General features: G+C 61.5%; 16 protein-coding genes. 6 read left to right on the forward strand and 10 right to left on the reverse strand.

Features of this window, described 5'->3' with window-relative positions; genetic code table 11:
* Window positions 1–273: 273 nt before the first annotated feature.
* Window positions 274–1,620 carry a metalloprotease PmbA gene (gene pmbA, locus AAEO81_RS25645; protein WP_341959782.1) on the reverse strand — a complete coding sequence of 449 codons (1,347 nt, stop codon included), beginning with the start codon at window positions 1,618–1,620 and terminating at the stop codon, window positions 274–276.
* A 93-nt stretch (window positions 1,621–1,713) separates the two neighbouring features.
* Between pmbA and yjgA the strand changes: the two genes are divergently transcribed.
* Window positions 1,714–2,235: a ribosome biogenesis factor YjgA gene (gene yjgA, locus AAEO81_RS25650; protein WP_166593714.1), complete on the forward strand. Its 522-nt coding sequence runs from the start codon at window positions 1,714–1,716 to the stop codon at window positions 2,233–2,235.
* A 135-nt stretch (window positions 2,236–2,370) separates the two neighbouring features.
* On the opposite strand, the gene tldD is transcribed toward yjgA, so the two are convergent.
* The 8 genes from tldD to mreB all read right to left on the reverse strand — a co-directional run bounded on the left by tldD (window position 2,371) and on the right by mreB (window position 13,989).
* On the reverse strand, window positions 2,371–3,810 hold the full coding sequence (gene tldD, locus AAEO81_RS25655) for a metalloprotease TldD (protein ID WP_166593715.1): 1,440 nt from the start codon (window positions 3,808–3,810) through the stop codon (window positions 2,371–2,373).
* A gap of 2 nt (window positions 3,811–3,812) precedes the next feature.
* Window positions 3,813–4,664 (reverse strand): carbon-nitrogen hydrolase family protein, encoded by an 852-nt coding sequence (locus tag AAEO81_RS25660; RefSeq protein ID WP_341959785.1) that lies wholly within the window; start codon window positions 4,662–4,664, stop codon window positions 3,813–3,815.
* Window positions 4,665–4,855: 191 nt separating this feature from the next.
* The gene (locus AAEO81_RS25665) at window positions 4,856–8,671 is read right to left on the reverse strand and encodes a YhdP family protein (RefSeq protein ID WP_341959787.1); all 3,816 of its coding nucleotides are present in this window, start codon (window positions 8,669–8,671) and stop codon (window positions 4,856–4,858) included.
* A gap of 202 nt (window positions 8,672–8,873) precedes the next feature.
* The gene (gene rng, locus AAEO81_RS25670; protein WP_166593718.1) at window positions 8,874–10,331 is read right to left on the reverse strand and encodes a ribonuclease G; all 1,458 of its coding nucleotides are present in this window, start codon (window positions 10,329–10,331) and stop codon (window positions 8,874–8,876) included.
* Window positions 10,328–10,939, reverse strand: a complete 612-nt coding sequence (locus AAEO81_RS25675) for a nucleoside triphosphate pyrophosphatase (RefSeq protein ID WP_341959789.1) — start codon at window positions 10,937–10,939, stop codon at window positions 10,328–10,330. Before AAEO81_RS25675 ends, rng begins: the two co-directional genes overlap by 4 nt.
* A gap of 174 nt (window positions 10,940–11,113) precedes the next feature.
* On the reverse strand, window positions 11,114–11,605 hold the full coding sequence (gene mreD, locus AAEO81_RS25680) for a rod shape-determining protein MreD (RefSeq protein ID WP_065990112.1): 492 nt from the start codon (window positions 11,603–11,605) through the stop codon (window positions 11,114–11,116).
* Window positions 11,605–12,762 carry a rod shape-determining protein MreC gene (mreC, locus tag AAEO81_RS25685; RefSeq protein WP_341964619.1) on the reverse strand — a complete coding sequence of 386 codons (1,158 nt, stop codon included), beginning with the start codon at window positions 12,760–12,762 and terminating at the stop codon, window positions 11,605–11,607. Before mreC ends, mreD begins: the two co-directional genes overlap by 1 nt.
* Window positions 12,763–12,951: 189 nt before the next feature.
* On the reverse strand, window positions 12,952–13,989 hold the full coding sequence (mreB, locus tag AAEO81_RS25690) for a rod shape-determining protein MreB (RefSeq protein ID WP_020292894.1): 1,038 nt from the start codon (window positions 13,987–13,989) through the stop codon (window positions 12,952–12,954).
* A 207-nt stretch (window positions 13,990–14,196) separates the two neighbouring features.
* Here mreB and gatC point away from each other — a divergent pair, with 207 nt between their 5' ends.
* The 5 genes from gatC (at window position 14,197) to AAEO81_RS25715 (ending at window position 19,129) form a co-directional block, all read left to right on the forward strand.
* Window positions 14,197–14,484, forward strand: coding sequence for an Asp-tRNA(Asn)/Glu-tRNA(Gln) amidotransferase subunit GatC (gene gatC, locus AAEO81_RS25695; protein WP_166593720.1), 288 nt, complete (start codon window positions 14,197–14,199; stop codon window positions 14,482–14,484).
* 15 nt (window positions 14,485–14,499) lie between these two features.
* On the forward strand, window positions 14,500–15,951 hold the full coding sequence (gatA, locus tag AAEO81_RS25700) for an Asp-tRNA(Asn)/Glu-tRNA(Gln) amidotransferase subunit GatA (protein ID WP_341959796.1): 1,452 nt from the start codon (window positions 14,500–14,502) through the stop codon (window positions 15,949–15,951).
* Between the two features lie 11 nt (window positions 15,952–15,962).
* Window positions 15,963–17,408: an Asp-tRNA(Asn)/Glu-tRNA(Gln) amidotransferase subunit GatB gene (gene gatB, locus AAEO81_RS25705; protein ID WP_256665045.1), complete on the forward strand. Its 1,446-nt coding sequence runs from the start codon at window positions 15,963–15,965 to the stop codon at window positions 17,406–17,408.
* A gap of 244 nt (window positions 17,409–17,652) precedes the next feature.
* Window positions 17,653–18,027 carry a septal ring lytic transglycosylase RlpA family protein gene (locus AAEO81_RS25710; protein ID WP_341959797.1) on the forward strand — a complete coding sequence of 125 codons (375 nt, stop codon included), beginning with the start codon at window positions 17,653–17,655 and terminating at the stop codon, window positions 18,025–18,027.
* Between the two features lie 49 nt (window positions 18,028–18,076).
* On the forward strand, window positions 18,077–19,129 hold the full coding sequence (locus AAEO81_RS25715; RefSeq protein WP_341964620.1) for a calcium/sodium antiporter: 1,053 nt from the start codon (window positions 18,077–18,079) through the stop codon (window positions 19,127–19,129).
* 23 nt (window positions 19,130–19,152) lie between these two features.
* Here the strand turns inward: AAEO81_RS25715 and AAEO81_RS25720 are convergent, their stop codons facing one another.
* Window positions 19,153–20,094, reverse strand: a complete 942-nt coding sequence (locus AAEO81_RS25720; protein WP_341959798.1) for an AEC family transporter — start codon at window positions 20,092–20,094, stop codon at window positions 19,153–19,155.
* Between the last annotated feature and the right edge of the window lie 93 nt (window positions 20,095–20,187).

Here is a 20,187-nt window from a genome sequence, read left to right on the forward strand (position 1 = left end):
TCAGACCCGTTTAACGAATGAGATTCATTATTAAATGAGTTTAAGAATCAAAACAACCCCGACATTGGAGGGGGGTCCAGTCATGAAAGTCGAGTACGCGCCCTGTAGGAGTGAGCTTGCTCGCGATAGCGGCGTATCAGCCACGCATGCAGCGATTGGCACACCGAATCGCGAGCAAGCTCACTCCTACAGGGATGGAGGGATTTCAAAAATGCCGGGCCAAAAAAAGGCCTGCGCGTGGCAGGCCTTGGTAATCGCTCAACGCTGGGGAAATCAGCTCCCCGCCACCATCATCTTCTCGATCAACACCGACCCCGTACGGATGTTGCTGCGCATCTCAAGATCGCTGCCAACGGCGACGATCTGCTTGAACATGTCACGCATGTTGCCGGCAATGGTCACTTCCTGAACCGGGAATTGAATTTCGCCGTTCTCGACCCAGAAGCCCGCCGCGCCGCGCGAATAATCGCCGGTGACCATGTTCAGGCCGCTGCCCATCAGTTCGGTGACCAACAGGCCGCGTCCCATGCGACGGATCAGTGCGGCCTGGTCTTCAGTCCCGTGGGAAACGAACAGGTTGTGCACGCCGCCCGCGTTGGCGGTGCTTGGCAGACCCAGTTTGCGGCCCGAATACGTGCTGAGAATGTAGGACACCAGGTCCCCGTTCTCGACGAACGGTTTGGCATAGGTTGCCAGGCCATCGCCGTCGAACGCCGAACTGCCCATGGCGCGCATCAAGTGTGGACGTTCGTCGATGGTCATCCACTCGGGGAACAGGCGCTGACCGATAGCGCCTTCGAGGAAGGACGATTTGCGGTACAGGTTGCCGCCGGAAATAGCCCCCAGGAAACTGCCGAACAGACCGCCCGCCAATTCCGCCGAAAACAGCACCGGCACTTCACAGGTCGGCACCGGACGGGCGCCCAGACGGCTCGCGGCGCGCTCGGCAGCTTTTTGGCCAATGAGTCTTGCGTCCATCAGCAGCTCGCCCTGACGGTTCACGTCGTACCAGTAATCACGCTGCATCTGGCCGTCTTTTTCAGCGATCATCACGCAACTGAGGCTGTGGCGGGTGGATGCGTAGCCGCCAATGAAGCCGTGACTGTTGCCGTAGACGCGGCAGCCCTGATGCACGTTCAAGGTCGTGCCATCGGCGTTTTTGATCAGGCTGTTGGCATCGAACGCCGCGGCTTCGCAAATCAACGCGCGCTCGATCGCCTCTTCCGGGGTGATCGCCCACGGGTGAAACAGGTCGAAATCCGGCTGCTCCCGGGCCATCAGCGCGGCATCGGCGAGGCCCGAGCTTTCGTCTTCCGAGGTGTGTTTGGCGATGGCGAGTGCCGCCGCGACAGTTTCGCGAATGGCGTCCGGGCCGCTGGCCGAGGTGCTGGCCGAGCCTTTGCGGTGGCCGACATACAGGGTGATGCCGAAGCCCTGATCGCGGTTGAACTCGACGGTTTCGACTTCGCGCTGGCGAACCGACGTCGACAGCCCCTGATCCACAGACACTGCCACTTCGCACGCGGTCGCGCCTTGGCGTTTGGCTTCGGCGACGATCTGCTCGACCTGCTGTTGCAGTGCCGGGAGGGCCTGTGGGCCGACGCTTTCTGATGCACTCATGACTTACTCCATCAAATTCCGATTTCGGCAGCCAGGCCGGACATTTGGTCCCTGACTGGTTATCATGGCGGCGTTTATTTGCGGACTGCCCCCATGGTTGATTCTTACGACGACTCCTTCGACGGAGAGAAAAGCAAAACCCAGATCAAGAAAGAGCTTCACGCTCTGGTAGACCTGGGCGAACGCTTGACGACATTCAAGCCCGATGTGCTGGCCAAGCTGCCGCTGACCGACGAATTGCGTCGGGCACTGGCCGATGCGCCCAAGCACACCGCGCACATTGCGCGCAAGCGCCACATCTCGTTCATTGGCCGGCTGATGCGCGACCAGAACCTGGACGAAATCCTGGTTCTGCTCGATCAACTCGACGCCTCCACGCGCCAGTACAACGAGCGCTTTCACAATCTGGAACGCTGGCGCGACCGGTTGGTGGGCGGCACTGACGACGTGCTCGAACAGTTCGTCAATGAATACCCGGAAGCCGACCGTCAGCAACTGCGTTCGCTGATCCGTCAGGCTCAGCACGAGGCCAAGCAAAACAAGGCCCCGACCGCGACCCGCAAAATCTTCAAATACATCCGCGAACTGGACGAAACCAAGCGCGGATTGCGTTAAATCCGCTGCTCACCTGCTACACGCTGCTCCTGTAGGAGTGAGCTTGCTCGCGATTACGGTGTGTCATTTTCAAATTAAGCGTCTGACATTCCGCAATCGCGAGCAAGCTCACTCCTACAGTGCTTCATTCCCCGCTTACGACCCTGTGCCACCAACGGTGATCGCGTCGATCTTCAGCGTTGGCTGACCGACGCCCACGGGCACCGATTGCCCGTCCTTGCCGCACGTGCCCACGCCACTGTCCAGCGACAGGTCGTTGCCGACCATCGACACCCGGCTCATGCATTCCGGACCGTTACCGATCAGCGTCGCGCCTTTGACCGGCGCCGTGATTTTGCCGTCTTCGATCAAATAGGCTTCGCTGGTGGAGAACACGAACTTGCCGCTGGTGATGTCCACCTGACCGCCGCCGAGGTTGGCGCAGTAGATGCCCTTCTTCACCGAAGCGATGATTTCTGCCGGATCGCTCTGGCCGCCGAGCATGTAGGTGTTGGTCATGCGCGGCATCGGCAGGTGCGCGTAGGACTCGCGACGACCGTTACCGGTACGGGCGACGCCCATCAGCCGTGCGTTGAGTTTGTCCTGCATGTAACCCTTGAGCACGCCATTCTCGATCAGCGTGGTGCATTCGGTCTGGGTGCCCTCGTCGTCCACGCTCAGCGAGCCGCGACGCCCTGCGAGGGTCCCGTCATCGACAATGGTGCAGAGTTTGGACGCGACCATTTCGCCCATGCGACCGCTGTAGGCCGAACTGCCCTTACGGTTGAAGTCGCCTTCCAGACCGTGGCCCACTGCTTCGTGCAGCAGCACGCCGGACCAGCCGGAACCCAGTACGACTGGCAGCGTACCCGCTGGCGCAGGAATCGCTTCCAGGTTGACCAGCGCCTGACGCAACGCCTCGCGGGCGTAGCCCATGGCGCGGTCTTCCTGAAGGAAATAGCGGTAGTCGGTACGCCCGCCACCGCCATGGCCGCCGCGCTCGCGGCGACCGTTCTGTTCGACGATCACGCTGACGTTGAAACGCACCAGAGGGCGCACGTCCGCCGCCAGACCGCCATCGGTCGACGCCACCAGAATGCGCTCCCAGACCCCGGCCATGCTCACGGTGACTTGCTGAATGCGCGGGTCCAGCGCACGGGTGGCCACGTCGATGCGCTTGAGCAACTCGACCTTTTCGGCGCGGGTGAGGACTTCCAGGGGATTATCAGGCGCGTAGAGCTGGGCGACGTCCTGGGTGGTGAAGGCTTGCACGCGGCCATTCTGACCGGCGCGGGAAATCGACCGAGCGGCGCGGGCAGCCTGGCTCAGCGCCTCCGGGGTGATCGCGTTGCTGTAGGCAAAACCGGTTTTTTCACCGGACTGCGCACGCACGCCGACGCCTTGGTCGAGATTGAAGCTGCCTTCCTTGACGATGCCGTCTTCCAGCGCCCAGGACTCGGAAATCTGGCCCTGGAAATACAGGTCAGCGGCGTCGATTCCGGGACCGGCCAGCTCACCCAGCACCGATTGCAGGCTGTCGATGCTCAGGCCGCCGGGGGCCAGAAGGTGTTCGCTGACAGAGGACAAGTCGCTCATATTCACTCCGGGGTGTTGGCAGGCCGCAAGGCGTCCTGCGAAAAAAATCGCCGATGATTCGTCACCGGCATTCGCGTCCGTATGGACGCTTGTTCTTCACTGTCTCGTTCGGCCAGCAGCACGGCTTCACCCTGTGCCTGCTCGGCCAGCACGCGGCCCCATGGATCTATGATCGCCGCGTGTCCAAATGTTTCCCTTGGCCCCGGATGCACCCCGCCCTGCGCGGCCGCCAGCACGTAGCACTGGGTTTCGATGGCACGCGCGCGCAGCAGGATTTCCCAGTGCGCCGCGCCGGTCACGGCGGTAAAGGCCGACGGCGCGGTAATCAATTCGGCGCCCGCGTCTCGCAACGCGGTGTACAGCTCGGGGAAGCGCAGGTCGTAACAGACCGTTAGCCCCAGTTTTCCAACGGGTGTATCAGCGACCACGACGTTGTTGCCATGAGCATAGTCGTCGGATTCGCGATAACGCCCGCGCGCATCCGCTACGTCCACGTCGAACAGGTGCAGCTTGTCGTAGCGCGCCACCTGTTCGCCCTGATCGTCGATCAACAGTGAACACGCCGTGACTTTGCCTTCTGGCCGGTCTTTCGGCGGCAGCGGCAATGTCCCGGCGACAATCCATAACTTGAGGTCGCGAGCGGCGAGTTTCAACCACGGCAGGATCGGACCTTCGCCAAACGCTTCGGCGCGACCAATGGCAGCGATGTCACGACGGCCCATGGCGGCGAAGTTTTCGGGCAGCACGGCCAGCCTGGCGCCCGAGGCAGCAGCCTGTTCTAGCAGCTTGCGCGCTTGAACGAGATTGCCCGCGACATCGCTCTGACTGACCATCTGAATCACTGCGAAGGACATGAAACGCTCCTTGATCGGTAGAACTGCACTGTACTCCAACGCGAAGCACGGTGTTCCCTGTAGGAGTGAGCTTGCTCGCGATCCGATGTCTCTGTGACGATTACGTCGACTGATGCGACGCTATCGCGAGCAAGCTCACTCCTACAGCCCATGTATCAGCCCAATTCATGATGGACGCCAATGGCTTCTGCCTACTGCGGCTTTTCAAACGGCTTGTCGAAGGTGATTTTAGGCTCTTTCCACGGGCCTTCGACCTTGTATTGCACACTCGCGAAACGCGCGACGCGGTCGCCCAGCAACTTGTCGACCAGAAACAACGCCCCGCCAATCGCAGGGGCGCCGACTATCAGCGCGGCAATCGGCAGGTTGTTGGTCACCGGCAGGGTCACGAGCAGTTTGGCATCGACCCGGTCACGCACCATGTCCAGCGTGCCGTTAAGCTCCAGATTGCTCGACGGGCCAATCATGGTGATCGGGTCGCGGGTCACGTACACGCCGTCGCTGGCCACCAGCAAGCCTTTGACACGGTCGTAACTCAGCCCTTTGTTCAGCAAGTCCGAGAAATCCAGGCGCAGACGACGACCGATGGAGTTGAAGTTGAGCAGGCCGAACACCCGCAACGCCTGCGCCCCACCTTCCACTTCAACGAACTGGCCATTTTTGAGCGTGGCGTCGAGGCTGCCGGAATACCGCTTGAGCCCCACCCACGCGGGCGAACCCGGCCAGCGGCCATCGGCATTCATCTCGAATTCCTGACTGGTCACCGTCGGCGCAAAACCCCATGCCTTCAGCACATCGGCGAGGTTTTTCCCCGCCACCTGGCCTTTGAACCAACTGCTCGTCGAACCCGGCGTGCCTTCCCAGCCGCCGTTGCCCACCAGCGAAATGCCCTTCAGACCCAGGTCCATGTCATTCAGTTGAAGGCCTGCGGGGGTGGGCCGAGCCTTCAATGTCCAGGCCCCCACCAGTTGATCCCCCTGAAACAGCTGGGTGACCTTGATGTTCATCGCCGGAATATTGTGCGGATCGACGTCCGCCAACGGGTCAGGCGCGTTTTCCACCACGGCGGCGTTCGGGTCCGGCGCAGGCAAACGGACGTACAGCAGGTTGATGTCAGCGGGTGTTGTCTTGTCGTCTGGCAGCGTCGCCGTGCCCTTGATCTTCGCGCTGTCCAGCGACAGACCCCAACTCGCGTCATTGCGCTTGAGCTGCACGTTGGCTTGATCCAGCGTCGTGCCCATGGCGGTCAGCTTGCCAATCTGCAGATCAACGCTGTTGACCAACTGTTTGGCGCTGCCCCCCGGATCGTTACCCGCATAGCGCTGAACCATCGCCTGCCACGGCGCGATGTCCAGTTCGGGCAGCGAGCCGCGTACACGCAGGCCCTTGCTGTCCGGAATGATCGCCCCGCCCTCGCCAATGAACAGCTCACCACGGCCGTCCTCGAACTTGCCGCCGGGGGCCGCGAAGGCAAAATTGGCCAAGCTGCCATAGCCCACGCCGATGCGCCGTTCGGCCCCTTGCAGATTCATACGAAAATCGGTGTCGCGGGTCTCATCGGCCGTTTTGCCGAACGGCGCAGGCAAGTCAATGGCCACGCCCTTGAGGTTGGAATTGATCAGCAGCGGGCTGTCGGCGCCATTCAGCGTCAGTTGCAACTGGTACGGCAGATCCCCGGACACTGGCAGCGGTTGAGTGACGTTCAGCCAGTCCGTCAGGCGTTTGGTCGCGATCTGGCTGCTGGCCGTGATGCGCGTAAGCGGCGCCCCCGGCTTGCCTTCGGCGAATATTTCGGCATTGACGGGCTTGTCGAACGCCATGGCCTTGATGTTCTTGCCGCTCAGGCCTTTGGCGTAATCGAAACGGAAATTGCCCTTGAGCTGGGTCAGATCAAGCACCGGGTCAGGCAACCGCAAACGGGCACTGTCGGTGTTGAAATCCACAGCGACCTTGGGCTCCTGGCCCTTGACCAGCGGGATATCCAGATTGATATGCCCTTGCAGCGGCCCTTCCGCTTGCCAGCCGTTGAAGGTCTGGGCGGTGCCGATGGGCGCTTCCTGCAGAATCTTCATGCCGTCTTGCAGACTGCCGTTGAAGTCACCGTCCACCAGCAGATGACTCGATTGCCCCAACGGCACGTGAGGCACGTCCACCGCCACGTTGCTCACCTGAGTGCCGAGCAACTGGCCTTTGGTGGCTCGAATACGCACCCCGCTGTTCTCGACGAACACGTTGCCATCGACACCGGTCATCTGCGGCCAGCCGGGCTGGAAAGCAAGATTGGCGTTCCGCACCTTGAAGAACAGGCTGATGACCCGCGCCACGTCCTGCGCATCGTGATTCAGCGAGCCCTGATACTGGAAGAAGCTCTGTTCGACGTTGCCGCTGAGAATGGCCGTGCGCAGCCAATGATCAAGCGACGGGCTGAGCACGGCAGGCAGGTATTTGGACGTGTAGCGACCGTGGGCATCCACCAGCCCGACGCGCAGGTCCATGTAGTCTTCTTGAGCCTGATCGAAATGCAGGCGAATCAGGAAATCGCTGGCGATCTTGCCCTCGTCACCGACCACCTTGATGTACGGGGCGATCAGCGTGAAACCCTGATCGTCCAACGCCCAGGTCAGGCGTGCATCGGCGTGGTGATAATTCCATTCGTTCTTGAAGATCGGGTCCAGATGCAGCATGAAATCGTCGGTGTTCAGGCGCAGTTCACCCTGCCCCAAGTCGCCACTGATGGCGCCGCTGACATTTCCGGCCGCAGGCGCGCCGTGATAGGCGTCGAAACCGACCTTGTCCAGATTGGCAGCAAAGCTCAGGCGCTTGGCGCCCTCGGCCTGCGGACGATAATCGACCAGCACGTTGCGCAGGCCGCCGGTGACGTTCAGGTGATCGAGCACCACCATCAGCTTGTCAGGCAACGGTGCGAGCGAGTCGAGCAGCGGCGTCACCGGCGTCAGATCCAGACGATCAGCCTGTACGTTCCATAGCTCTTGTGCGTCGGAGGTCGCCGCCGTCTGCTTGAGCTGGAGTCGGCTTTCCCAGCGCTTGCCGCCAAGGTCCATGGCCAGGGAACTCACCGACACACTGAAACCAGCGTCATCGCGCTGGAGCCATGCGTTGAGGGCCAGGTTGTCGATCTTCGTGGCCTTGCGGGCGGCATACGCCCCTTTGAACTGTGGCGCATTGAGTCGGACCACGGCGGATTGCAGCGTGCCCTTGCCCCACGTCAACCAGAACTCGCCACCGGCCTTGAGGGTCTTGATCTTCCAGTCCCGTGTCAGGCTTTTTGGCAGCCACTTGGACCACTCGCTCTGAGGCAGGCTCAGGTAAGCCTCGGCCTCCGCGTCCCGCCACGCGCTGGCGCGGATTTTAGAGCGTACGTTCAGCGACAGTGGCTGGCCGTCCGGCAGCGTCACCTTAGCGTCGAGACGCTGATGGAAGCGCCCGGTCTTGAGGGTCATGCTGGCGTAAGTCAAGGTCAGCGGGGCTTGCTCATAAGGCTGCAAGGTGATCTGACTGTCGAACAGCGACAGGGTCGAGATCATCTGCATCTGCGTCAGCACCTGTTCAGGGTCGAACGGCTTGTCATCCTGCACCGGTAAGCCCTGGAGAGCCCAGTGCCCGTCCTTGTCTTCTTTGAGCCCCACTTGCAGCCCATCGAGCTCAAGCCGCGCAATACGCACCTGCCGCGCCTTGAGGCTGGCCCACAGGTCCGGCACCGCACGCACATGGTCCAGACGCACCGAGGCAGAACCCTGTCCTACCATGACGTCCCGCGCTGTGAAAATCGGCGCAAAGCCGCTCCAACTGCCTTCGAGACGTCCAATGCTGACCGGCATACCCACCGCCGCCTGCGCCTTGACCTCAACATCTGTACGGTACTCGGCGACCATCGGCACCAATTGGCGGCCGAGGCTGACGTACAGCGCGATCAACACCAAAACCAGCGCGCACACGCTCAGCCCCCAACGCGTCAGGGTCGCGAGGAAACGTGTCAGACGCTCCATGTCGCCGAGCCTCCAGGCAGCGCGCCCTTCAATGGCATCCGGCTCAGTCGTGCGGTTACGGGTAGGTCCGGGAAGTGCTCATTCGCCACGCAAAATTCTCTTTGAAAGGCATCCTTGCCATCGGCCCGTCAATAGGCTCGGTTGTCTGGTCAACGACCGCGCGGCGCAAGGCGCGGCGGTTCAAGCGGTGTTTTGAGCCCAATCAGAGCAGCACAACGTCATATTGTTCCTGGGAATACATGGTTTCGACCTGAAAACGAATGGTCCGGCCAATGAACACTTCCAGCTCAGCGACGTTGCCAGACTCCTCGTCAAGCAGCCGATCCACCACTTTCTGGTTCGCCAGCACCCGATACCCCAACGCCTGATAGGCCCGCGCTTCGCGCAAGATTTCGCGGAAAATCTCGTAGCAGATGGTTTCGGGCGTTTTCAGCTTGCCGCGCCCCTGACAGCTGCTGCACGGCTCGCACAACACCTGCTCCAGACTCTCGCGGGTACGCTTGCGGGTCATCTGCACCAGGCCCAGCTCGGTGATGCCGATGATGTTGGTTTTCGCGTGATCGCGCTCCAGTTGCTTCTCCAGCGTGCGCAACACCTGACGCTGATGTTCACCGTCTTCCATGTCGATGAAATCGATGATGATGATCCCGCCGATATTGCGCAGGCGCAGTTGCCGGGCGATCGCCGTAGCCGCTTCCAGGTTGGTCTTGAAAATCGTCTCTTCGAGATTGCGATGGCCGACGAACGCGCCCGTATTGACGTCGATGGTGGTCATCGCTTCGGCGGGGTCGATCACCAGATAGCCACCGGACTTCAGCGGCACCTTGCGCTCCAGCGCTTTCTGGATTTCGTCTTCGACGCCATACAGGTCGAAAATTGGCCGCTCGCCGGGGTAGTGTTCGAGACGGTCGGCAATTTCCGGCATCAGCTCGGCCACGAACTGCGTGGTCTTCTGGAAGGTTTCCCGGGAGTCGATGCGGATTTTTTCAATTCGCGGGCTGACCAGATCGCGCAACGTGCGCAGGGCCAGGCCCAAATCTTCGTAAATGACGCTGGCCGGGCCGATGGTCTTGATCTGCTCGCCGATCTGGTCCCAGAGGCGGCGCAGATAGCGGATGTCCATCATGATCTCATCGGCCCCGGCGCCCTCGGCTGCCGTGCGCAGGATGAAACCGCCCTTCTCCTTGATCCCTTCCTTGGCCACGCAATCGCTGACGACCTGTTTGAGGCGCTCGCGCTCGACTTCGTCTTCGATCTTCAGGGAAATCCCGACGTGGGCCGTGCGCGGCATGTACACCAGATAGCGGGAGGGAATCGACAGCTGAGTGGTCAGGCGTGCGCCCTTGCTGCCGATCGGGTCTTTGGTGACCTGCACCACCAGGCTCTGGCCTTCGTGGACCAGCGAACTGATGGTTTCCACCGCCGGGCCTTCGCGCATGGAGATTTCCGAGGCGTGAATGAACGCCGCGCGGTCCAGGCCAATGTCGATGAACGCCGCCTGCATTCCCGGCAGCACACGCACAACTTTGCCTTTGTAAATGTTGCCGACGATCCCGCGACGCTGGGTGCGCTCGACATGGACTTCCTGCAAAACCCCGTTCTCAACGACGGCCACGCGCGACTCCATCGGCGTGATGTTGATCAGAATCTCTTCACTCATGGTTTTTCACCTTCCAGGCATTGCCAGCAGGGTATGCCAAAACGCTGGAGGATTTCTGCGGTTTCGCACAAGGGCAGGCCGACAACGGCGGAATAACTGCCACTGAGGTTTTCCACGAACACGGCGCCCAGCCCTTGAATGCCGTAACTGCCGGCTTTGTCCCGTGGCTCACCACTGGCCCAGTAGGCACGGGCCTCTTCGGGGGAAATCGGACGAAAACGCACGCGACTGCTGACGACACGTGTTTCACAGTGCTGCTCATCGACCACCGCAATGGCGGTCAACACCTCGTGTTCGCGATTGGACAGCGCAGCGAGCATGGCCAGAGATTCGGCTTCGTCAGCAGGTTTGCCGAGAATGCGACCGTCGAGAACCACTGCCGTGTCAGCGCCGAGAACGCAGGCGGTGGGGTAGGCGGGGTCGTTGGCCAGTTGCAGCAAACCGGCGTCAGCCTTGCCACGGGCCAAGCGCTCGACATAAGCCGTCGGGGTTTCGTTGGGGAGCGGGGTTTCGTCGATGTCGGCGCTGAGCGTGGTGAACGGCACGCCGATCTGCGTCAGCAATTCACGACGGCGCGGGGAGCCGGAGGCGAGAAGAAGTTGGGGCATGGGACGTCTCCGTGTCAGTGATCTTCAGCTTAGCCAGCGCCACTCCTGTGGGAGCGGATTCATTCTGGGCGGCATTCCGACGAAACGCCGGTACAGCCGATAGAGATGTGTCGCCGGACAAATCGCATCGCGAATGAATTCGCTCCCTCAGGGTCCTGCCCGCAGCCTGCTATTTCAATTAATCTTCAAACGCAACCGCAAACCGCGCAGGCCGTAGCTCACCCACGGCCAGAGCAACGCGCTGACCAGCGCAGGCAACACCAACGCCAGGGTCGGCTGGCGGTTGCCGGTCAGGGCGCTGAGCCACAGCTGCACCAACTGCGCCAGGCCGAAGATCACCAGAATCACCAGGCATTGCTGCCACATCGGGAACATCCGCAAGCGTTGTTGCAACGACAGGACGAGGAAGGTGATCAGCGTCAGGATCAACGCGTTTTGCCCCAGCAACGTCCCGTAGAGTACGTCTTCAGCGAGGCCGAGCATCCACGCGGTAACCATGCCGATCTTGTGCGGCAAGGCCAGGGCCCAGAACGCCAGCAGCAACGCGAGCCACAGCGGGCGAAAGATTTCCATGAATTGCGGCAGCGGCGAAACGCTGAGCAGCAGGCCGATGGCGAAGGTCAGCCAGACCACCCAGCCGTTTCGTGCAGGGGCATGACGCGCCATTATTCTTCCCTCTCATGCGTCGCCGCAGGGGCAGCCGCTGGCGTGGCTGGTTTGGTCACCGCAGGCTTGGCGGGCGGCTTGGCCGGTGGTTTGCTCGCGGGCTTCGCCGGAGTGGCGGCAGCGGGCGTCGTTGCAGGCGCAGCGGCAGGGGCTGACGAGGTGCTGTGGCCGGTCGCAGCGGGCTTCGGCACGGTCGCAGGGACCACCGGTTTATTCGGTGTCGCCGCAGGCGCAACGCCTGGCACAGTGGCAGACGGCACGGCAGACGGATCAGCGGCCTGACGGTCCAGTGATTCCTGCTGTTGCGCAGCGTCGGCAGCGCGCTCTTCCGGCGAACGGCCATCGGAGAACACCAGCAGCAGGTAACGGCTGCGGTTCAGCGCAGCAGTCGGCACGGCGCGCACGATTGCGAACGGCTGACCGGAGTCGTGAATCACTTCCTTGACCGTCGCCACCGGGTAACCCGCCGGGAAGCGCTGACCCAGACCGGAACTCACCAGCAGATCGCCTTCCTTGATGTCGGCGGTGTCCGCCACGTGCCGCAGCTCAAGGCGCTCCGGGTTGCCGGTGCCGCTGGCAATCGCTCGCAGGCCGTTGCGGTTCACTTGCACCGGAATACTGTGGGTGGTGTCGGTCAGCAGCAACACGCGGGAGGTGTAAGGCATCAACTCGACCACCTGCCCCATCAGGCCACGGGCATCGAGCACCGGTTGACCCAGCACCACGCCGTCGCGCTCACCCTTGTTGATGATGATGCGATGGGTGAAGGGGTTCGGGTCCATACCGATCAGCTCGGCGACCTCGACCTTCTCGTTGACCAACGCGGACGAGTTCAGCAACTCGCGCAGCCGAACGTTCTGCTCGGTCAGTGCTGCCAGCTTCTGCAGACGCCCCTGGAGCAGCAGGTTTTCAGTCTTGAGTTTTTCGTTTTCGGCAGCGAGTTCGGTGCGGCTGCCAAACTGGCTGGCAACGCCTTGATACAAACGTTCAGGCAGGTCGGCGATCCAGTAGGACTGCATCAGCACCAGCGACATCTGGCTGCGAACAGGTTTGAGCAGGGTGAAACGCGCGTCCACGACCATGACGGCCACGGAGAGGACGACCAGCACCAACAGACGAACGCCCAGCGACGGGCCCTTTGAGAAAAGCGGTTTAATGGGCCGCTCCTTCCAGGGATGCTTGTGTTTGGCTGTGCTTATTCATGCGACATGAAACCGGCCTGGTGCGGATTGACGGAAAGAAGGTGTGCCAGCCTTGCAGCGTCAAGAGAAGACGTCAACAGGTCAGGCACAAACGGGCAGCGCCGGAAGCGCCACCCGTTCGACAGCATGGAGCCATCCGGCGAGTTATTCGCTGGAGAGCAGGTCCATGGTGTGCTTGTCCATCATTTCCAGCGCACGACCACCGCCACGAGCGACGCAGGTCAGCGGGTCTTCGGCGACGATCACCGGCAGACCGGTTTCCTGGGCCAGCAGTTTGTCCAGGTCACGCAGCAACGCGCCACCACCGGTCAGCACCAGGCCGCGCTCGGCTATGTCCGAGGCCAATTCCGGCGGGGACTGCTCCAGGGCGCTTTTCACGGCCTGAACGATGGTTGCCAGGGATTCCTGCAACGCTTCCAGCACTTCGTTGGAGTTCAGGGTGAAGGCACGTGGCACGCCTTCAGCCAGGTTACGGCCGCGCACGTCGACTTCACGCACTTCGCCACCCGGGTAGGCGGTGCCGATTTCCTGTTTGATGCGCTCTGCGGTGGACTCACCGATCAGGCTGCCGTAGTTACGGCGCACGTAAGTGATGATCGCTTCGTCGAAACGGTCGCCGCCCACGCGTACGGATTCGGCGTAAACCACACCATTGAGCGAGATCAAGGCGATTTCAGTGGTACCACCACCGATGTCGACGACCATCGAGCCGCGGGCTTCTTCGACGGGCAGACCGGCACCGATGGCAGCGGCCATTGGCTCTTCGATCAGGAACACTTCACGTGCGCCAGCGCCCAGGGCCGACTCGCGAATGGCGCGGCGCTCTACCTGGGTGGACTTGCAGGGTACGCAGATCAGCACGCGAGGGCTTGGCTGCAGGAAGCTGTTTTCGTGCACTTTGTTGATGAAATACTGGAGCATCTTCTCGCACACGCTGAAATCTGCGATGACGCCGTCTTTCATCGGACGAATGGCAGCGATATTGCCCGGGGTACGGCCCAGCATACGCTTGGCTTCCATCCCGACAGCAACGACGCTCTTCTGATTTCCGTGGGTCCGAATGGCCACAACCGATGGCTCGTTCAGGACAATACCGCGCTCACGCACGTAAATAAGGGTGTTGGCAGTGCCCAGGTCGATGGAAAGATCGCTGGAAAACATGCCACGCAGTTTCTTGAACATGGGAAAGGGACCCTAGGGAACGCGTGGGTAAAAAAGTGCGGCAAACTCTAACAACGACAGGGATTTTGGGCAAGGAGCCAATATGCTAAATTGGCTGTTTTTCCGAGCACTACCCTCGACGATCGCGGCCTTATGACCGTCAAAATCGCGTAGTGTTCCGCAATCTGACGTACGGCTCATTCCGTGCGCCTTCCACTGGAGAACCCCATGGCGCTTGATCGCTCCGACGTGGAAAAAATCGCTCATCTGGCCCGACTGGGGCTCAATGACGCCGATATCCCGCGTACTACCGAAGCACTGAACAGCATTCTTGGGCTGGTTGACCAGATGCAAGCGGTGGACACCACCGGCATCGAACCACTGGCGCACCCGCTCGAAGCCTCGCAACGCCTGCGTGTAGACGCGGTCACCGAGGTCAATCACCGCGACGCCTATCAAGCCATCGCACCAGCGGTCGAAGACGGCCTTTATCTGGTTCCGAAAGTCATCGACTAAGGGAATGAGCCTGCAATGCATCATATGACTCTGGCCGAGATCGCTCGCGGACTCGCCGACAAACAGTTTTCTTCCGAAGAACTGACCCGCTCCCTGCTGGCGCGTATCGCCCAGCTGGACCCGCAGATCAATAGCTTCATTACCGTCACCGAAGACCTGGCCATCACTCAGGCACAGGCCGCTGACGCCCGCCGTGCCGCTGGCGAGAATGGCGCGCTGCTGGGCGCCCCACTGGCGCACAAAGACCTGTTCTGCACCCAGGGCATCCGCACCAGCTGCGCCTCGAAGATGCTCGACAATTTCAAGGCCCCGTACGATGCCACCATTGTCGCCAAGCTGGCGGCGGCGGGCACCGTGACCCTGGGCAAGACCAACATGGACGAATTCGCCATGGGGTCGGCCAACGAATCCAGCCACTACGGCGCGGTGAAGAACCCGTGGAACCTCGAACACGTGCCGGGCGGTTCGTCCGGCGGTTCGGCGGCTGCGGTGGCTGCACGTCTGTTGCCTGCCGCTACCGGCACCGACACGGGCGGTTCGATCCGCCAGCCTGCCGCGCTGACCAACCTGACCGGCCTGAAACCGACCTACGGTCGCGTGTCGCGCTGGGGCATGATCGCCTACGCGTCGAGCCTGGATCAGGCCGGCCCGATGGCGCGCACGGCCGAAGACTGCGCCCTGCTGCTGCAAGGGATGGCCGGTTTCGACATCAATGACTCCACCAGCATCGACGAACCCGTGCCGGATTACAGCGCCAGTCTGAATGGCTCGCTGCAAGGCCTGCGCATTGGCGTGCCGAAGGAATACTTCAGCGCGGGCCTCGACTCGCGCATCGCTGACCTGGTCATGGCCAGCGTCGACGAGCTGAAAAAGCTCGGTGCCGTGGTCAAGGAAGTCAGCCTGCCAAACCTGCAACACGCGATCCCTGCTTACTACGTGATCGCCCCGGCAGAAGCTTCTTCCAACCTGTCGCGTTTCGACGGCGTGCGCTTCGGCTATCGCTGCGAAGACCCGAAAGACCTCACCGACCTGTACAAACGCTCCCGTGGCGAAGGCTTCGGCCCGGAAGTGCAGCGCCGGATCATGGTCGGTGCGTACGCGCTGTCCGCCGGTTACTACGACGCTTACTACCTGCAAGCGCAGAAGATCCGTCGCCTGATCAAGAACGACTTCATGAACGCATTCAAGGACGTTGACGTGATCCTCGGCCCGACCACGCCAAACCCGGCCTGGAAAATCGGTGCCAAGAACGCCGACCCGATTTCCGCGTACCTGGAAGACTTCTACACCATCACCGCCAACCTCGCGGGCCTGCCGGGCCTGTCGATGCCAGCCGGTTTCGCCGACGGCTTGCCGGTGGGCGTGCAACTGCTCGCGCCGTACTTCCAGGAAGGCCGCTTGCTGAACGTTGCTCATCAGTACCAACAGGTCACTGACTGGCACACCCGTACACCAGCAGGCTTCTAAGGAGAAAACACATGCAATGGGAAGTCGTCATCGGGCTGGAGATTCACACCCAGCTCACCACCCAATCGAAGATTTTCTCCGGTAGCGCCACCACGTTCGGCTCCGAGCCCAACACGCAGGCGAGCCTGGTCGACCTGGGCATGCCCGGTACTCTGCCGGTCCTGAACAAGGAAGCCGTGCAAATGGCGGTCAAGTTCGGCCTGGCCATCGACGCCGAAATCGGCCAGCACAACGTGTTCGCCCGCAAGAACTACTTCTACCCGGACCTGCCGAAGGGCTATCAGATCAGCCAGATGGAATTGCCGATCGTCGGCAAGGGCCACCTGGACATCACCCTTGAAGACGGGACCATCAAGCGTATCGGTGTGACCCGTGCCCACCTGGAAGAAGATGCGGGCAAAAGCCTGCACGAAGATTTCAGCGGCATGACCGGCATCGACCTGAACCGTGCGGGCACCCCGCTGCTGGAGATCGTGTCCGAGCCGGACATGCGTTCGGCGAAGGAAGCGGTGGCCTACGTCAAGGCGATGCACGCGCTGGTTCGCTACCTCGGCATCTGCGACGGCAACATGGCGGAAGGCTCGCTGCGTTGCGACTGCAACGTGTCGATTCGCCCGAAAGGCCAAGTCGAGTTCGGTACTCGCTGCGAGATCAAGAACGTCAACTCGTTCCGTTTCATCGAGAAGGCGATCAACAGCGAAATCGAACGCCAGATCGAGCTGATCGAGGACGGTGGCAAGGTCATTCAGCAAACGCGCCTGTACGACCCGAACACCAACGAAACCCGCGCCATGCGCAGCAAGGAAGAAGCCAACGACTACCGTTACTTCCCCGACCCTGACCTGCTGCCGGTGATCATCGAGGACGCGTTCCTCGAACAAACCCGCGCCACGCTGCCGGAACTTCCGCCGCAGAAACGCGAGCGCTTCCAGTCGCAGTTCGGCCTGTCGCTGTACGACGCCAGCGTGCTGGCCTCCAGCCGCGAACAAGCGGACTACTTCGAGAAGGTCGTAAGCATTGCGGGCGACGCGAAACTGGCTGCCAACTGGGTCATGGTCGAGCTGGGTTCGCTGCTGAACAAGCAAGGCGTGGAAATCGACGAGTCGCCGGTCAGCGCCGAGCAACTGGGCGGCATGCTGCAACGCATCACCGACAACACTATCTCGGGCAAGATCGCCAAGATGGTCTTCGAGGCCATGGCCAATGGTGAAGGCAGCGCGGACGAGATCATCGAGAAGCGCGGCCTGAAGCAAGTGACCGACAGCGGTGCTATCGAGTCGATCCTCGACGACATGCTGGCGGCCAATGCCGAGCAGGTCGAACAGTACCGCGCGGCGGATGAAGCCAAACGCGGCAAAATGTTCGGTTTCTTCGTCGGGCAGGCCATGAAAGCGTCGAAAGGCAAGGCCAATCCGGGTCAGGTCAACGAGCTGCTCAAACGCAAGCTGGAAGGTTGATGCAAAGGCGCTGATCCGGAACTTTCGACATCAGGGCCGGCCAAATCGCGAGCAAGCTCACTCCTACAATGGAATACGTTGCCCTTGTAGGAGTGAGCTTGCTCGCGATGACGCTTGAGTGTTCTCACGCTTTGCGTGGGAGCACATTTCAGGAAGCTTTGCGTCGATTTCTGTGACGCGGAGCGTCACGAGCTGCATTTCCACGCAAAGCGTGGGGACGATCAGGACTGAAGGATTGCGAACCATGTGGCGGCTCCTCAGCGCTTGCGCGCTGCTCTCCCTGCTGGCCGGTTGTGCCAGCGAAGGCGTCATCGATCCCCACGGCTATAACGCCACCGGCGGAGCCTCGTATTACGGCGCGCGCCACCAAGGCAAGCGTACCGCCAGCGGTGAACGCTTCGACCAGAATTCCCTGACCGCTGCGCATCGCCAACTGCCGTTCGGCACCCGCGTGCAAGTCACCAACCTCGACAACGACCGCAAGGTCATCGTCCGCATCAACGATCGCGGGCCGCATACCCGTGGCCGATTAATCGACGTATCGCGCGCTGCCGCTGAACAATTGGGTATGCTGCGCAGCGGAACCGCCCAAGTGCGGGTGCAAGCCCTCGACGACTGACTCAGTGGTGCCCTGAATTCTCGCCCTCTCGACCCTACCGCTGCCCACGCTGATCGAATTGATCGGTGGCCTGCTGATGATGATTGTCGGCGCCGAACTGTCGGTGCGCGCGGCGGTGGCCCTGGCTGCCCTGCTGAAAACCCGGCCGCTGTTTCTCGGCCTCACCGTCGTCGCCCTCGGCAGCAGCGCGCCGCAAATGGCCGTAGGCTTGCAAGCTGCGCTGACTGACAGCACCGACATCGCGGTGGGCAGCGTCATCGGCAGCAACATCTTCAACATTCTGGTGACCCTCGGCCTGTCGGCATTGATCATCCCGTTGCGGGTGGCCCGGCAGTTGGTGCGCGTGGACCTGCCGCTGATGATCGGCGCCACGGCGTTGGTTGCCGGGCTGGCGTGGAATGGGGTGTTGAGCGGACTGGACGGCGCGGTGCTGTTGATCGCCATGGCCGGTTATCTGGCCGTGGTCGTGCGCCAGTTCGCCCACGGCGCCCGGCATTTCAACCCCACTGACGAAACACCAAAACGCAAAGTCTGGCCAATCCTTGGGCGCCTGGCGCTGATGTCCTGCGGGTTGGCGTTGATGATTTTTGGCAGTCACCTGCTGGTGGGCGCAGCGGTTGTTGTCGCCCAGGACCTGGGATTGTCGGAACGGGTGATCGGCCTGACCGTGATCGCCGTCGCCACGTCCCTTCCCGCCTTGATGACTTCGCTGATCGCGGCCCTGCGTGGCGAACGTGACATCGCGGTGGGCAACATCATCGGCAGCAACCTGTTCAACCTGCTGGGCGTGCTGGGGATCACCTCGCTGATCGCCTCAACGCCGCTGTCGATTTCACCGAACGCCCTGGATTTCGACCTGCCCGTGATGCTCGGCGTCGCGGTCCTGTGCCTGCCGCTGTTCTACTCCGGCTATCGCATCACCCGGCTGGAAGGCCTATTGCTGTTGGTGCTTTACGCGGTGTACGGGCTGCACATCGTGTCGTTCACCACCGGTATGCCGCTGGCGGATCGGCTCGAACGGCTGATGATTCATTACGCGTTGCCGGTGTTGGGCATGGCGGTATTGCTCAGCACGGTTCGCGCATGGCGTCGACAACACTGAGGGAAACGCCTGCACGTCTGCGGTCAGATCCATCCGCCCCACTGCAAAATGAAGATCCCGAGGTTGGTCGTCACCGCTGCTGCCAAGGTGGTCATGACGATGATCGACGCCGCCAGCTCATGATTGCCCTCGGCCGCGCGTGCCATGACGAAGCTGACGGAGGCCGTGGGCGCGCCGAAGTAAAGAAACAGAATCCCCAGTTCCGCGTGACGAAAGCCCAGCAACCATGCGCCCGCGGTGCAGATCAGTGGCAACCACACCATTTTCATCAGGCCCGCGCTGACCGCCAGGCTGCCGCTCTCGCGCAACGATTTCAGCGACAAAGTCCCCCCGATGCACATCAACGCCAGCGGCAAGGTCATCTGCGCCAGGTAGCTGCCGGAGGTGTCGAGCCATTTCGGCAAGCTGATGCCGAAGTACGCGAAGGGGGTCGCGGCAATGATGCTGATGATCAGCGGGTTGGCGAAAACGCTTTTGCAGATACTCCACGGGTCGGATTTGATCACCGGGCTGTAGACCGCCAGCACCACGGTCGAGAGCGTGTTGTAGAAAAGGATGACCAGCGCGGCGAGGATCGCGCCCAGTGAGATGCCGTAATCGCCATACATGCTGGCCGCCAGCGCGAGGCCAATCACACCGTTGTTACCGCGAAACGCCCCTTGCACGTAAATGCCGCGCTCAATGAAGGGTACGCGATAGATCGCCCAGCCCCAGACCAGCGCGAAACCCATCAGGGTGGCGACGATGAAGTAGATCAGCACACCTGGTTGCAGCGCGGCGTGCAGGTCCGCGTGGATGATGCCGAGGAACAGCAACGCGGGCATGGTGCAGTTGAACACCAGCGAAGACGCAGTGTGAATGAAGCCGTCGTTGATCCAGCCGATCCGCTTGAGCAACACGCCGAGAAACAGCATGGCGAAGACCGGTGCGGTGATGTTCAGGGTTTCCCAAAAAATTGCCAGCATGCACACCAAACCCTGAGATGTCGTTAGGTGGCTAATGATAGGCGAGTGGCGAGCTAAGTGTTACCGGGATTTGCATAGAGGTCGTACAACCGT

The sequence above is a fragment of the Pseudomonas sp. RC10 genome, assembly GCF_038397775.1.
Taxonomy (GTDB): domain Bacteria; phylum Pseudomonadota; class Gammaproteobacteria; order Pseudomonadales; family Pseudomonadaceae; genus Aquipseudomonas; species Aquipseudomonas bambusae.

Bases quoted from the DNA above. Each gene is read 5' to 3' on its own strand.
- AAEO81_RS25675 (WP_341959789.1), bottom strand. From the start codon at position 10,939: ATGCCCCAACTTCTTCTCGCCTCCGGCTCCCCGCGCCGTCGTGAATTG.
- gatA (WP_341959796.1), top strand. From the start codon at position 14,500: ATGCATCATATGACTCTGGCCGAGATCGCTCGCGGACTCGCCGACAAA.
- gatB (WP_256665045.1), top strand. From the start codon at position 15,963: ATGCAATGGGAAGTCGTCATCGGGCTGGAGATTCACACCCAGCTCACC.
- AAEO81_RS25665 (WP_341959787.1), bottom strand. From the start codon at position 8,671: ATGGAGCGTCTGACACGTTTCCTCGCGACCCTGACGCGTTGGGGGCTG.
- mreD (WP_065990112.1), bottom strand. From the start codon at position 11,605: ATGGCGCGTCATGCCCCTGCACGAAACGGCTGGGTGGTCTGGCTGACC.
- AAEO81_RS25720 (WP_341959798.1), bottom strand. From the start codon at position 20,094: ATGCTGGCAATTTTTTGGGAAACCCTGAACATCACCGCACCGGTCTTC.
- rng (WP_166593718.1), bottom strand. From the start codon at position 10,331: ATGAGTGAAGAGATTCTGATCAACATCACGCCGATGGAGTCGCGCGTG.
- tldD (WP_166593715.1), bottom strand. From the start codon at position 3,810: ATGAGCGACTTGTCCTCTGTCAGCGAACACCTTCTGGCCCCCGGCGGC.
- AAEO81_RS25660 (WP_341959785.1), bottom strand. From the start codon at position 4,664: ATGTCCTTCGCAGTGATTCAGATGGTCAGTCAGAGCGATGTCGCGGGC.
- gatC (WP_166593720.1), top strand. From the start codon at position 14,197: ATGGCGCTTGATCGCTCCGACGTGGAAAAAATCGCTCATCTGGCCCGA.
- mreB (WP_020292894.1), bottom strand. From the start codon at position 13,989: ATGTTCAAGAAACTGCGTGGCATGTTTTCCAGCGATCTTTCCATCGAC.
- yjgA (WP_166593714.1), top strand. From the start codon at position 1,714: ATGGTTGATTCTTACGACGACTCCTTCGACGGAGAGAAAAGCAAAACC.
- AAEO81_RS25710 (WP_341959797.1), top strand. From the start codon at position 17,653: ATGTGGCGGCTCCTCAGCGCTTGCGCGCTGCTCTCCCTGCTGGCCGGT.
- pmbA (WP_341959782.1), bottom strand. From the start codon at position 1,620: ATGAGTGCATCAGAAAGCGTCGGCCCACAGGCCCTCCCGGCACTGCAA.